A 15,601-nucleotide genomic window follows, 5' to 3' on the forward strand; every position below is an offset into this window, starting at 1 on the left:
AGCCTGAGACGTGCGGAACAGTCTATGAGACGTTCGGCAAAGTCTTTGAAATTAATATGAAACTATAAAGCGAGGGGCGTTGACCGTGTCCCCGCTGCGACTCTAGCAGCATCGCATGAAACTGTGCCGCCCCTGTGTCCGGGTGGCAGCGTCGCGTCGACTACTCCGGGAAACGGTGAGCGTCGCAGACTGCACTTTGGGGGAAGAGATGAAAATCACGTCGCGCGAGATGAACCGCATTGCAGCCATCGTCGACAAGGTCGTCGGTGAGCTGGATATCCATGCCGCAGACATGGAGCTGCGCCGCATCGTCCGCAGCGAGGCTGAGGCCGTTCGCGCGACACTGGGCGAGGCTTCGACCAAGGGTGCGGAGCGGCTGCGCGCCAGCCTTGATCGCCTGGTCGCCTTGATGGAAATGCCTGCGGCAGTCGAGGCCGAGCGCCCGCGCGGCCGCGACGTTCTCTTCTCGCTCAAGTCTCTGGCGCGGGCCTTTGCGGCGCTGACGGGTGGCGCGCTTCTGGCGCTGCCGGGGCTGGCTGCGGCGGCCGATGTGGGCGGTGCCATTGTACACCCGATTTCCAACGCCCAACTGACCATCACCGAAGTTGTGGCCATGGGTGTCGTCGCTATCGATGCGACGGGCACAGAATACTTCATCTTTAACGTCCCGACGGTGGGCACTTCGATAGCCGACCCGAACTCGGTTCCGGACGCTGACGGCAATCCCACCGGCACGACAACCGTCATCGGCTACAAGCTGATGGATGGCACCTCGGTTGACACCTATGTCCTCAACGCCAGCGGCGTTCCGGTCTATCGCGAGGCGGGCCAGCCCGATGTGCCGATCTACGAGATCGTCTACGGCACGCCTGCCAGCGGGACGGTCGGAAGCCCGGGCTATACCCCTCCTGTTGCCAGCGGTTCGCTTCAAACTGTGACGAGCCTGGCGGATGGCGGGATCGACGCCGTACGACCTGAAGACACCGCCGTGTCGGGCAGCGGTTCGGGCCGAATTACGGTCATCCAGCGCGGGTCGAACGGCAGTAACGGCCGTACGGGCGTCTTCTTTATCCCTGCATCGTCGGGCAGCGCCGGTAAGACCGGTCCTGCGGTCAATGTGACGCAGCAGGTCGATAACGCCATCACTGCAAACGGGGGTGCAGGGATCACCTACGCCAGCATCGGCGGTAACGGCGGCCATGGTGGCGGCTCCTACGTCAACCTGGCTGGCGGCGGTAAGTCGGGCGGGCAAGGCGGCTCGGGCGGCACCGTCAATGTCACGCTCAATGGTAACGGTAGCGTCACCACCAGCGGCAGCAATGCGCATGGCATCGTCATCCAGAGCCGTGCAGGCCGTGGTGGTAACGGCGGTGACAGCTGGGCGACGACCGGCAGTGCAGGCAATGGCGGCTCGTCAAACTCGGGCGGTTCGGTCACCGTCAACAACCGTCTGGACGTGACGACCACGGGGACGCGTTCCCACGGCATGCTGGTACAGTCGCTGGGCGGCGGTGCTGGTGACAGCGGCTCGTCCTATGGCCTGTTCGGCGCGGGCGGCGACGCGGGCTGGGGCGGTCACGGCGGTTCGGTCAGTGTGACCAACGGCGGCAACATCGCAACGTGGGGGCAAGGCTCCTTCGGCATTCTGGCCCAGTCCATTGGCGGTCAGGGCGGCGATAGCGGTAACGTCGGTGGTCTGGCCGCGCTGGGTGGTCACGCCGGTTCGGGCGGTAACGGCGGCGCGGTCAGCGTTACCACGCTCGAGGGCTCCTATATCTATACGGGCGGCAGCGGCTCGCACGGTATCGTGGCCCAGTCGATCGGCGGCGGTGGCGGTACGGGCGGTACGTCCGGCGGCCTCGTGGCCGTGGGCTCACGCGGTGGTGTGGGCGGTAACGGCGGCTCGGTCCAAGTCTATCATAACGCAGACCTCGAGACGCATGGCGCTGGTGCCTACGGCATTCTTGCGCAGTCGATCGGTGGCGGCGGCGGTACCGCAGGTACGACGGCGGGGGCTGTGGCTCTAGGCGTCGGCGGCAATATCGGCGGTAGCGCTTCGAGCGTCACGGTCAATGTCGGTGCCAGCGGCACCATCCACACTTCCGGCCTGACCTCGGCAGGTATTGTGGCCCAGTCGATTGGCGGTGGCGGCGGTGACGGCAGCAGCAGCGGCGGTTTCGTGTCGCTGGGCGGCGGCGGTGGCAGCGCAGGCCATGCCAATCAGGTCACTGTCACCAATCAGGGCGAAATCATCACGGGCGGGGCCGGCGCAGATGCGATCATCGCCCAGTCCATCGGCGGTGGCGGTGGCCGCGGCGGGGCAACCGGTGGCTTTGTCGCTCTGGGCGGCAAGGGTTCGGCCGGTGGTAACGCAAGCACGGCTTCGGTCACCAATACTGGGACCATCAGGACGTCCGGCGACCTGTCGCGCGGTATGCTGGTACAATCGATCGGCGGCGGTGGCGGTGCGGCCGGTGCCGCAGGCGGCGTGTTCGCATCAGGCGGTACTGGCGGCGTCGGCGGTAGCAGCGTAGCCCGCATCGGCGCGACCAGCTCCGCTGAGTCCAGCGGTGCTGCAGTCGCTGCCACCAACTCCGGTAGCATCGTCACCAGCGGCAAGATGTCGACCGCCATTCAAGCGCAGTCGATTGGCGGCGGCGGCGGTGACGGCGCGAATGCCGGCGGCTTCTTCATGGCTATCGGCGGTAACGGTGCCAAGGGCGGCGCTGCCGGCGCTGTAACCGTGACCAACAGCGGCAGCCTGATTACGACGGGCGATGACTCGCACGGCATTCTCGCTCAGTCGATTGGCGGGGGCGGCGGTAACGGCGGCTCGACCGTCTCGGCGGCGATCCTGACCTCGGTTTCCATCGGCGGCGACGGCGCTGGCGGCGGCAAGGGCGGTGTTGTCACCATCAACCAAAGCAACAATCCCGATGCTGCCAGCGTCATCACCACGAACGGTGATCGCTCCTATGGCGTGCTGGCGCAGTCGATCGGCGGGGGCGGCGGTAACGGCGGTTATGCCATTTCGACGGCTATCGGTGCGGGTGCAGGCGTAGCGGTTTCCATCGGCGGCGACGGCGCTGGCGGCGGCAATGGCGATGCCGTGAACTATACCGGCTTTGCCCGCATCAACACCGGCACTTTTGACGGCGAGACGCGCGGCGGCTCCAACTCGACCGGTCTGCTGCTGCAGTCCATCGGCGGAGGCGGCGGGAACGGCGGCTTCACCATCGCCAATAGTGTCACGGGCCTTGTCGGCGCTGCGGTCTCGGTCGCCATCGGCGGCTCGGGTGACGCCGGCGGCGACGGCGGCAACATCACCATGCGCGATGCAGGTGGCTCGATCACGACGCGCGGCGATTTCGCCTCGGGTCTGGTCGCCCAATCGATTGGCGGCGGCGGAGGTAACGGCGGCTTTAGCATCGGCACAAGCGTGCTGGGTGGTCTCGGCGCGGCCGTGACGGCGACCATCGGCGGCGACGGTGCCAATGGCGGCCGTGGCGGCGTTGTGGATATCAACTACACCGGCAACATCTCCACCTTGGGGATGGGCGCGACGGGTGTCCTCCTCCAGTCTATCTCGGGCGGTGGCGGCAACGGTGGCTTCAGCATTGCTACCGGCGTTGGCGGCATAGCGGCACCGGCCATCACGGTCGGTCTGGGCGGCAGCGGTGGTCAGGGACAGGCCGGTAATAGTGTCATCGGTGTGATCGACGGCAACATCTCCACCTATGGCATTCTGTCCAATGGCTTCGTAGCCCAGTCCATCGGCGGCGGTGGCGGCAGCGGCGGCTATAACGTTTCCGGCTCGGTTTCGGGTGGCATCGGCGGTCTGGGCATTGCCGTGGGCATTGGCGGCACCGGCGGTGGCGGCGGTGCCGGTGGCATGGTGGACGCAAGCGTTCTGGGACAAATCTACACCCAAGGCATGCTGTCGACGGCCTTCATCGCGCAGTCGATTGGCGGCGGCGGCGGCAGCGGCGGCTACAACATCTCGGGTGCCGTTGCAGGCGGTCTGGGCAGTGGCGCAATCACCGTCGGCCTGGGCGGTGCTGGCGGCAGCGGCGGCGACGCCGGTGCAGTCACGGCCTATGTCGGTGACGATATTCTGACCGAAGGCATGATGTCCGACGGTCTGGTCGCACAGTCGATCGGCGGCGGCGGCGGTAACGGCGGCTTCAATGTCTCCGGTTCCATCGCGGGCGGTCTGGGTGCGGGATCGATCTCGGTTGGTCTGGGTGGTTCGGGCGGCTCGGCTGGCGATGCGGGCGCAGTGGTTGCGACCGCTGACGGCCAGATCGGCACCAAGGGCGATTACTCGAACGCCTATGTGGCCCAGTCCATCGGCGGCGGTGGCGGCGCGGGCGGCTTCAATGTGTCCGGCTCGATTGCGGGCGGTCTGGGTTCGGGCAGCATTTCGGTCGGTCTCGGCGGCGGCGGCGGTGGGGCCGGTAACGGCGGCACTGTGACCGCGACGGCCAACGACACCATCATCACCGAAGGGCGCGGCTCGTTCGGTATGATCGCGCAGTCGATCGGCGGCGGCGGCGGTGCCGGTGCCTTCAACGTGTCGGGCGGTATCGGCGGCGCAGCGTTCGGCTCGGGCTCGATTAGCGTGGGTCTGGGCGGCTCGGGCGGCGGCGGCGGTAATGCCGCTGCGGTTATCGCCAAGGCCAAGTCCATCCAGACCAGCGGCGACAGCGCGACGGCCTTCCTCGCGCAGTCTGTCGGTGGTTCCGGCGGCGCGGGCGGCATGAATGTCTCCGGTGCAATCTCGGGTTCTGGCATGGGCGCAGGCTCGATCAGCGTCGGCCTCGGCGGCTCGGGCGCGGGCGGCGGCGACGGCAGCACGGTTGATGCCGAGGTCATCGGCAATGTGCTGACGCTGGGCAACTATTCCGAAGCCGTGGTGGCGCAGTCGATTGGCGGCGGCGGCGGTAACGGTGCCTTCAACGTGGCCTTCGACGCCAGCGGCGCGGGCATCGGTGCGGGCGGTCTGGCCTTTGGCATGGGCGGTTCAGGCGCAGGTGGCGGTCACGCGGCCCTGGTCGAACTGGATATCACCGGCAATGTGGAAACGCGTGGCAGCTATGCCAATGCTGTGGTCGCCCAGTCGGTGGGCGGCGGCGGCGGTGCCGGTGGATTCAACGTATCGGGCGGCATAGCAGGTGCGGGCACCGGTTCGGGCACGATTTCGATTGGTCTGGGCGGCTCGGCCGGGTCGGGCGGTAATGCCGGTGACGTCAATGTCACCCTGGAAGGTCTGACACGTACGGCGGGCACTGAATCCCGCGCTATCATCGCCCAGTCGCTGGGCGGTGGCGGTGGTGCCGGCGGCTTCAACGTGGCCGGTAGCGTGACGGGTGCGGGCACGGGCTCGGGCTCGATCAACTTTGGTCTGGGCGGCAGCGGCGGGGCTGGCGGTAATGCGGGCGCGGTGAACTTGTCGGTCACAGGCGCGCAGATTACGTCCGGTCAGTACGCAGCCATCACTGCCGGTAAGGGCGCTGTGGCGATCACGGCCCAGTCGGTTGGCGGGGGTGGCGGCGCTGGCGGCTTTAACGTCGCGGGCGGTATTTCCGCGGCGGGCACCGGAGCGGGCAACATCTCGGTCGGCCTTGGCGGCACGGGCGGCGACGGCGGCAATGCCGGTGCAGTTCTGGCCGACATCATCGGCAGCATCGACACCTCGGGCGAAGATGCGACAGGCCTGCTGGCCCAGTCGGTCGGCGGCGGCGGCGGCTCGGGCGGCTTTAACGTCACGGGCAACATCACGGCAGCCACTCAAGGTGCGGGTAACATCGGCGTCGGTGTGGGCGGCATGGGCGGCGGCGGCGGTGACGCCGGTACGGTGACGGCCAACCTCGAAGGTGACGTCGTCACCCGCATGGCTGGTGCCAACGCTATTGTCGTCCAGTCGATTGGCGGTGGCGGCGGTTCTGGCGGCCTGAATGTCAGCGGCGGTATCGCGGCGTCCTCGCAGAGCGGCGGGACCGTAACCGTCGGCGTCGGCGGATTTGGCGGCGACGGCGGTGATGCCTCGGACGTCAGCGGCCTGGTGCGCGGTGATATCGGTACCCAGATGGCCAACAGCGCAGGCCTGACCTATCAGTCCATCGGGGGCGGTGGCGGCTCGGGCGGTATGAACGTCTCGGGCAGCATCGCAGCGGGTCTGCAAGGCGCGGGGGCCATCTCGGTCGGCGTCGGCGGCTTTGGCGGCGCAGGCGGCGATGCGGGCAATGCATCGGTTGATTACGCAGGCGATATCTACACGCAGGGTCGCGGCTCCTACGCGGCATTGGTCCAGTCGATTGGCGGCGGCGGCGGTTCGGGCGGCATGAACGTCTCGGGCGTTATCGCCGGTTCGCAACAGACCGCAGGCGCGCTGGGCTTCGGTCTGGGCGGCTTCGGTGGAACTGGCGGTAACGCAGGTGACGTGCTGGGCACGTTAACCGGCAATGTCACGACGATGGGCGATGGCGCATGGGGCACCATGTTGCAGTCGGTCGGCGGTTCGGGTGGCTCGGGTGGCCTGAATGTCACCGGCTCCGTCGCTCTGACGGCAGGCTCGACCGGCGCATCCATCGGTCTGGGCGTCGGCGGCTTCGGCGGCGGCGGCGGCGATGCGGGTCGCGTCGAGGGCACGGTCACCGGAACCTATTACACCAAGGGCAAGGACGCCTTCGGTGCGGTGGCACAGTCCATCGGCGGCGGTGGCGGTGCAGGCGGTATCAATGTCACCGGTGCATTGTCCTTCAGCCAGGGCAACAGCGTCTCGGTCGGCATGGGTCTGGGCGGCTTTGGCGGCGCAGGCGGCTCGGCATCGGACGTGGACTTCACCCGCTTGGGTGACACCCAGACCATGGGCGAAAATGCCGACGGCGTGCTGATGCAATCGGTCGGTGGTTCCGGCGGTGCAGGAGCCATCAATGTCACCGGAGGCATGTCGTTCACCAACGGCAGCACGGCCACGGCCATCACCATCGGCGTCGGCGGCTTCGGCGGCGGCGGCGGTAACGCAGGCGATGTCACGGGCAATGTTCAGGGCAATGTCTGGGCCTCGGGTGCCGCAACAGATTTCGTCGAAACCTTTGTCAATGAAGAGGGCGAGACCACACAGCTGCGTCGTCGCGACAACGGTTCAAACGGCGTCGTCGCCCAGTCCATCGGCGGTGGCGGCGGCAATGGCGGCCTCAATGTTTCGGGGGGCATCGCCTTTGCGCCTCCGCAATCGGCAGATACGCGCACCGCGACCCTCGGTCTGGGGGGCTTTGGTGGTGCCGGCGGTGACGCAGGCCGTGTCGATCTGACGGTCGGTTCGGCGACGAATGCGGAGCGGATTCAGGTTCAGGCCAATGGTGACAACCGTTCGGCTGTTATGGCCCAGTCCATCGGTGGCGGCGGCGGTAACGGCGGCATTAACGTCGCTGGCGGTATCACCCTAGACGGACAACTCACGCTGGGTATGGGCGGCTTTGGCGGCGACGGCGGCATCGGCTCGACGGTCGATCTGGCCGTGGATGCCAACCTGTTCGCAGCCGGAAGTCTGGCCCGCGGTCTGCTGGCCCAATCGATTGGCGGTGGCGGCGGTGCCGGTGCCATCAATGTGGCCGGGGGCTTCCAGGCCGACCAATATACCTCCGAGCCGTCAGTGGTCTTCGGCATTGGTGGTTTTGGCGGTGCGGGCGGTCGCTCGGACGATGTCACGGTTCTCCATGCGGGTAACATCGTGGTCGAGGGCAAGGACACGGTCGGCGCTCTGGTCCAGTCCATCGCGGGCGGTGGCGGCTCGGGCGGCCTGAACGTCTCGGCGGCGGCCTCTATCGGCGACAAGAACTCGTTTGCAGTGTCTGCCGGCATCGGTGGCATGGGCGGCACGGGCGATGACGCCGGTGACGTGAACTTCACCAGCGTCGGCAACATCCTCGTCAACTCCAAGGTGGTCTCCACCACCGATGGCGGCACCGAGTTTGCCAGCACCGACTTCACCGGCGGTGGCGCAGGCGTGCTCGTTCAGTCAATTGGCGGCGGCGGCGGTAGCGGCGGCATCAATGTCGCCGGTGCGATCTCGCGTGCAGGCTCGCCCATCGCGCTGGGCATGGGCGGTTCGGGCGGTTCGGGCGGCAACGCCGGTTCCGTCACGGTCACCCGCGGCTGGACCGATGCAGGCGGTGTGCAAACCGCTGCCCCGGGCCTTATCCGTACCTTCGGCGAAGGCACCAGCGGTCTGGTCGCCCAGTCGATTGGCGGTGGCGGCGGTGACGCAGCCTATAACCTTGCGCTCGGCCTCAAGCCTACCGGCTCCGGCCAGCAGGGCAGCGAAGTCGGCATCCTTATGGCCATTGGTGGCTCGGGTGCAGGCGCAGGCTCGGGCGACGTCGTGGACGTCCGTCACAACGGCAACATCGTCACCCAAGGCAATCTGGCCAAGGGCATTGTCGCCCAGTCGATTGGCGGCGGCGGCGGTAACGCCACCTATAACGTCGCGGCAGGCCTGTTCCGTGATGCACGTGCTTCCATGACGGTTGCGCTGGGCGGTGGCACGGGGGCTGCCGGTCGCGGCGAGGCTGTCAGCGTCGAGCACATCGGCGACATCATCACCCAGGGGCGCGGTGCCACCGGTATTCTGGCCCAGTCCATCGGCGGTGGCGGTGGCAGCACCGGCAACGACATCTCGATGGCCGAAGGTGCCTCGGCTTCTGTCGACATCAGCATCGGCCGCAAGGGTGGTTCCGGTGGTGAGGGCGGTACTGTCGACGTTGACGCCGAAGGCCGTATTTACACGCTGGGCGACAATGCCGACGGCATTCTGGTCCAGTCGATTGGCGGCGGCGGTGGCGCGTCCAGCAACCACGAAATCGGCTTCGGCTATGAAACCGAGGACGAGCAGTCCTACGGCGGCTCGCTGGCAGTCGGTATCGAAGGTGGTCTGGGCGCAACCGCGGACGACGTCAGCGTCCGCTTTGCCGGTGAACTGGTCACCACGGGTCGTGAAGCCCGCGGTATCTTTGCCCAGTCGATCGGCGGCGGCGGCGGCGCGGCGGGTGAACTGTCCACCGGCCTGTCGGGTACGTCGGTAGCTGTGGCTATCGGTGCAACCGGCGGTCAGGGCGCACTGTCCGGCGACGTGAGCGCTTTCAACACGGGGGTCATCCAGACGGCGGGTGCCTATTCCGACGGTATCCTCGCACAGGCTATCGGCGGCGGTGGCGGCGCTGGCAGCAGCGTCCAGATCTCCAACAAAGCCATCAAGCCGCCCGCGAACGCCAGCCTGGCAACGGCATCTCTGGCCGTTGGCGGCAACGGCGGCGATGGCGCGCTGGGCGGTGACGTTCTGGTCGATAACGCAGGCCGTATCCTGACCTCGGGGGCCAATGCCTATGGCGTGCGCGCCCAGTCGATCGGCGGCGGCGGCGGTGTCGCGGGCAATGTCCTCAACTATACCTTGCAGGGTATGGCTGACAGCCAGTCCATCGAGCTGAACGTCGGCGGTTCGGGCGGCGTCGGTGCCGCTTCGGGCGATGTGGATGTGACCAACACGGGTCTGATCTACACCCGCGGCGCAGACGCCATCGGCGTTAGCGCCAACGCCATTGGCGGCGGCGGCGGTGACGCAGGGTCGGTCGTGTCGATTGCGGCCACCTTTGCGCCGGGTAACAGCAACAACCGCGTGGTCGCCAACATCGGCGGCTCGGGCGGTGAAGGCGGCGTGGGCGGTGATGTCACCGTGACTAACCGCGCTGTGTCGGGCGAGGAGTTCAGCGGGACCATCCTGACCGAAGGCGCACGCGCATACGGCATCCTCGCCCAATCGATCGGCGGCGGCGGCGGTAACGGTGCCACTGTGGTCAATATCCAGGCCGGTCTGAGCGGTAACGGCAGCTTCGGCGCAGGTCTCAGCCTTGGCGGTCGTGGTGGTGAAGGCGGCTATGCCGGCAGCGTCACTGTCGACAACTCGGGCCTGATCGGAACGCGTGGCGATGGCGCGCACGGTATCGTGGCCCAGTCGATTGGCGGCGGCGGCGGTAACGGCGGCCTGTCGCTGCTGGTCAATGCGCAACTGAACCCCAACACCACTGCACCGATGATCAACATTGGCGGCATGGGTGCCGATGGCGGCGACGGCGGCGTGGTTCGTGTCGACAACAGCGGCTCGATCATCACCGAAGGCGCGCGGGCTCACGGCATCGTGGCCCAGTCGATTGGCGGCGGCGGCGGTAATGCCAACTTCGGCATTTCGGCAGGCACCGACCTCGACGCCATGGCGATCAACAATACGCTGGCGTTCGCGCTGGGCCTGACAGGTGGCGGGGTCGGTGGTGCGGGCGGCAACGTCATCGTGAACCACACCGGCGACATCACGGTGCTGGGCGAGAACTCGGTGGCCATCAAGGCCGAGAGTATCAACGGCGGCGGCGGCACGCTGGCGCTGGATCTGGACGGCATTGTCGGCTTTATCGACGAGAAGCTCGGGAACGATCCTCTGGCTCCGGCACCGCTGGATCCGGCGGCGCTGGTTCAGATGGGCGCGGACGGCGCGTCGGGCATGAACGCCAACCGCGTAGATGTGACCACCACGGGCAGCTTCCAGATGGCGGGTGCGGGTGCCATTGGCGACCTGACCCAATCGATTGCCGGTGGCGGCGGTACGGTCGACCTCAAGGCCCGCGTCGCATCGGCTGCTCTGCAGGCGGGCGCGGTACCGGTCGAGTTCACCGTGGCTCTCGGTGGCCAGAATGGTTCGTCCAACTCTGCGGGTGACATCCTGACCGCGCACAGCGGCAACCTGACGGCAACGGGTGACATGGCCACGGCCATTCTGACCCAGGCCATCGGCGGCGGCGGCGGCGTAGCGCGCGTCAACCTTTCGGCGGATGCAGGCGGCCTTATCGGCCAATCGCAGATGCAACTGGGTGCGTCCCTGTCGCTGAACGAGCGGGGCGGCGCAATCAGCCGCACCCAGACCGGCGATGTCCTTACGGGCGGAGCTTTCGGTATCGGCACCCTGCTGCAATCCATCGGCGGTGGCGGCGGCTCGCTGACCGCTTCGTTCGATGGTGCGAATACTGGCAGCGCAATCCTGCTGGGTGCGACGAACGCAACGGGAGCGAGCGGCAACGACGTCACCGGCCTATTCAACGGCGGCACGCAGACCTTCGGCAACCACGCTGTCGGTCTGGTGCTGCAGTCGATTGGCGGCGGCGGCGGTACTGTCCGCGTTCAGGGCCAGTCTGCGGCTGATGTCGTGCTGGGCGGGCACTCGGGCACGTACGGCGATGCGGGTGGTGTCTCGCTGACGCATGGCGGCGGCGTTTATACTTCGGGCATCTTTGCCCACGGTCTGGTGCTGCAATCCATCGGTGGTGGCGGTGGTGCCGTCTTCGGTGATCTGGCGGGCGGTATGCTCGATCTGTCGGCCGATAACGGCGGCAACGGTCAGTCGATCTTCCTGCGCCAGAACGATGTCGTGGTGACCTCGGGCGACAATGCCTATGGCGCGATTGCCCAGTCTCTGGGCGGCGGCGGCGGTTGGGTCGATGGACTGTTCGCTGGCTCGGCCAATGGTGCCGGTGCGGGTGGACAGATCGACCTGGCGTTCGGCAACGCCGTCTATGCGGTGGGCCAGAACAGTGTCGCGGTCTTCGCCCAGAGCGCAGGTTCGGATGGCGCAGGCAATATCAGCATAAACCTGGACGGCGCAGTGCGCGGCGGTTCGGGCAATGGTGCCGGTATCCAACTGGAAGGTGGTCTGAACAACCAGATCGTCACTGCGACCAGCCTCTCGGCCATTTCCGGCTGGGCGATCCGCGCAAGCGGTGGCAACGATACCGTCGTCAACAACGGTATGGTAGCCGGTAACATCGATCTGGGCGGCGGTGACAACCGCTTCCTGAACGGCGTCGATGGCAGCTTCCTCGCCTTCAACACCATCCGCCTGCGTGACAGCGGCATCTCGACCCTGTCGGCCCGCTCGATGTCGCCTTCGGCGGTGGCGGTACCGGCCGGCGCAGCGACCTTCACGAACGAGGGCGTGTTGCGACTGGGTCTGGAAGCCTCGTCTTGGCCGGTTGATCTGGCTGCGGGTGAAACCTTCGGCGACTACGACGACCTGCTGCCGGCGGTCGAGAACCTGTATCTCGGGGCGCGTGCGATCACGACGGTCGAACTGGACGGAAACTTCGTCCAGACGGCGACGGGTCGTACCCTGTTTGACGTGGCCTTTGGCAGCTATGCCTCGGACCAGGTCAAGGTTTCCGGTGATGCGGTGGTCAACGGCACGGTGGATATCAACCTTGTCTGGCTGGAAGACCTGAAGCCGATCACCTTGTTCGACGTGGCGGGCGAGAGCTTTGTGAACGCCGCAAACCCGCAACGCACGCTGGCGCTCAACTTCGCGCTCAAGGCCAGCGACGAGGGTATCCAGTTGTTGGTGGACAGCGACTTTGGCCAGTCCTTCCTGCGTCCGAACGAGGTCCGCCTTGGCGGTCACATGGATTCGGCTCTGGAGACCGGCGGCGCTACCGGTATCGGTCGTCTGATGTCGGCTCTGGGCAATATGGTGGCCGGTCAGGAAGACCTGTACCAGTCCATCTTCGCCGAGCTGAACCCCGAGGGCCACGTCGCCTCCATGCAGACCCAGTATTACGGGGCAACCAGCTTCGCCAACCAGCTGTTCGGTTGCGATGTTGCTGCGTCGGCGAACGAGCGCTGCGTCTGGGGCAAGGGTTCCACCACGGCCTTCGATCAGGAGGCCACGGGCGAGTACTGGGGCGCGACCAGCCATGTTTTCAACGCACGCTTTGGTATGCAGCAACAGTTGAACAGCGACTGGGCTGTGGCACTGGCGGGCGGCTATAACAGCCTCGCACGCCAGCAGATCAGCAATGGCCGAATGAGCACTCAAGGCGACGGCTTTGACGTCGGCATCGGCGCGGCGCGTCGCTGGGCCAAGGGCACCGAGCTGCAGCTCAACGCCTCGGCGGGCTGGCAATGGCTGGAAAGCCAGCGCTACGGCTATGTGTTCGATGTCATGACTGCCAAGTCGGAAGGCCAGAACGGCTATGCCCAACTGGGTGCCGAACTGGGTCACACCATCCGTGCGGGCGACTTCTTCTTCCGTCCGGCGCTGAATGCACAGGCCACGGCCCTGCACACCGGCGCATATAAGGAAGAAGGCTGGGATGGTCTGGGCGCACGCGTGGTGTCCGATACCCAGTGGATCGGTGCCATCGAGCCCAAGATCACCTCGGGCTGGACCTTCGATCCGGCCAGCGGCGTGCGTGCCGATCTCGCGATTACGGCAGGTCGCGTGCATCGCTCCGAGGATGGCATCTACCTGCCGATCCAGCTTATCGGCTCCAAGACGGCGTCTGATCCGGCTCTGATCACGACGCCGCTGGACCGCAGCGCTTGGAAGCTGGGCTTTGAGGCCAAGGTTGTCACCGACGCCGGCGTCTCCTTCCAGGCGGGCTACGACGGCCAGCTGGGCGACAAGGCCAATGTCCACACCGGATCTGTCAGCGTTCGCTGGCAGTTCTGATCCCGTCACGGCGGTAAAAAAAGAGGACGGGTCCCTGACGGGGCCCGTCGTTTTTTTATCAGGCGGCTTCCTGATTGGCCTGTGCGTCGGCCAGTCCGGTCAGATCGGTATCGGTCTGGCTTTCTTCCTGAAGCGTTTCGTCCAGAAGCTTGGCTGCATCGTCCATACCCAGAACCTGTGCCCAGCGTTTGAGGGTGCCATAGCGGGTGATCTCGTAGTGCTCGACGGCCTGGGCCGAAGCGATCAGACCTGCATCCAGAGCGGAGGTATCCTTGTAGGTCTCCATGATCTCTTCGCCCTCGGCGATGATGCCTTCGATGGCGTCGCAGGTCTTGCCGCGGGCTGCCTTGCCGATGATCTCGAATACCTGCTGCAGTCGCTCGATCTGGCCTTCGGTTTGCGTCTCGTGCTTTTCAAAAGCAGCCTTGAGCTCGGGAGACTGTGCAGCGCGAGCCATTTTAGGAAGCGATTTCAGGATTTTGCGCTCGGCATAATAGATATCGCGCAGGGTATCATAGAACAGATCGTTCAGCGTTTTGTCAGCCATAACAGCTCTCCTGAAGAGGATGGACGGGTGTGCTGAAAATGGTGATTTGTCCGGCGCTGTTCCTCATGTCCAACATCGGTCTTTGATCGACATCATCTGTGTTCGGATGGCGACTTACGGCAACGACGTCGTGTGAAATCCTGTTTCTCTGTGGAAGCACGGAGGATTTTCAAATGCGCAAACTTTTAATTCTGACCGGTCTCGTCGCGTCTAGTGCACTACTGGTGGCTTGCTCGAACGATGACGGTCGCAATGCAGTGGATCAAACTCAGGACAAGGTGGCTGAAGGCGTAGGCCAGGTCTCCGCCAGCGCCTGGGGTTCCAACAATCCCGAAACCTATGCCATGAGCGCCTCGATGGGCGATATGTACGAGATCCGCTCGGCCGATCTGGCCCTGCAGCATTCGTCCAATGATAAGGTCAAAGAGCTGGCTCGCATGATCAAGGCTGATCACACGGCCGCGTCCGAGCAGCTTAAAACCGCTGTCGGAAGCGCCGGTGTGAGGGTGGCCACGGCCAATGAACTGGACGAGCGCCGAAAGGGCATGCTGGACAATCTAGCCGGTGCCGATAAGGCCGGTTTCGACAAGGCCTATCTTGAACAGCAGGTGGCAGCCCACGAAGAAGCACTGACCCTGCATCGCGGCTTCACCGAGAACACCGATGCGCCTGAACTGCGCGAGCATGCGCGCACTGTGATCCCCAAGATCGAAGCTCACTTGAAGACCGCACGCGAACTGCTGGCGAACGTGCAATCGTCCAACTGATTAACCGCTAACAACAAGGGGCGCTGTGATCGATCACAGCGCCCCTTTTTTGTTACTTCTTCTTGAAAGTGTCGCCGATTTCCGTGGCGTCAGGGCCGTCGGGTCCGGCGCGCTCGCGGGATTTTTCGTGGGCCTTTTGCGCTCCCTTATCGGGGGCGTCAGGCGTGGATTTGGTGACGGGTACAGCGCCGTTTTCGGTGCGGCCTTTGGTTTGATCGGTCATGGCATACCTTTCTGTGTTTGCCCTTGGGCGGCGGGGGAGTTCTGAACGTCTTCCGACTGGTTCCTGAAGAAGCCCGTTGCCGCGACCGCGACGTACAGCAGGAGAAATAGCGAGATCAGGATTAGCAGGAAGCGCATGAGGGACCCTCGCCTTTTCAAAACGGGAGGCTTGTCCTCGTGCGGGGAGTGCGAAGGCATGGTGCCCTCCTTGATGGGGGTGAGGCACTGACGAAGCTGTCCCGGAGGTATTGTTGTTCCCGAATGAACCGTTTCAGACAGTGTCACCGCCCCATCGCTGAGCGCATCGACCGAGCGGGCAAGAGAACTGACATCGATGGGTGTAAGGCAATCGCCGACTTACTCGCTATGGTATAAATAACTGAATATACTGAGCTAACTAACCCGAGATCTTGCCCGCTTTATTCGGGAATTTACGAAAAAGTATCGGGTAAGCTTTACCGTTACGGGGTGGGGAAACGCGCCAGGGAATCGGCGCAGCCAGTTATTTTTCACGCTTAA

General features: G+C 65.3%; 4 protein-coding genes. 2 read left to right on the plus strand and 2 right to left on the minus strand.

Features of this window, described 5'->3' with window-relative positions; all coding sequences use genetic code 11:
• The first annotated feature begins 208 nt into the window (after nt 1-208).
• Complete coding sequence (locus LOX95_RS11590) at nt 209-13,546, plus strand: autotransporter outer membrane beta-barrel domain-containing protein (protein WP_242914755.1); 13,338 nt, start codon at nt 209-211, stop codon at nt 13,544-13,546.
• A 58-nt stretch (nt 13,547-13,604) separates the two neighbouring features.
• Here LOX95_RS11590 and LOX95_RS11595 read toward each other — a convergent pair whose 3' ends face one another.
• Nucleotides 13,605-14,093, minus strand: a complete 489-nt coding sequence (locus LOX95_RS11595; RefSeq protein WP_242914757.1) for a YciE/YciF ferroxidase family protein — start codon at nt 14,091-14,093, stop codon at nt 13,605-13,607.
• A gap of 173 nt (nt 14,094-14,266) precedes the next feature.
• Here LOX95_RS11595 and LOX95_RS11600 point away from each other — a divergent pair, with 173 nt between their 5' ends.
• Nucleotides 14,267-14,860, plus strand: coding sequence for a DUF4142 domain-containing protein (locus LOX95_RS11600; protein ID WP_242914759.1), 594 nt, complete (start codon nt 14,267-14,269; stop codon nt 14,858-14,860).
• A 52-nt stretch (nt 14,861-14,912) separates the two neighbouring features.
• Here LOX95_RS11600 and LOX95_RS11605 read toward each other — a convergent pair whose 3' ends face one another.
• Entirely contained in the window at nt 14,913-15,083 is a 171-nt protein-coding gene (locus tag LOX95_RS11605) for a hypothetical protein (protein WP_242914761.1), read from the minus strand.
• Nucleotides 15,084-15,601 lie beyond the last annotated feature (518 nt).

The organism is Brevundimonas pishanensis, assembly GCF_022750635.1.
GTDB classification, from domain to species: Bacteria; Pseudomonadota; Alphaproteobacteria; order Caulobacterales; family Caulobacteraceae; genus Brevundimonas; species Brevundimonas pishanensis.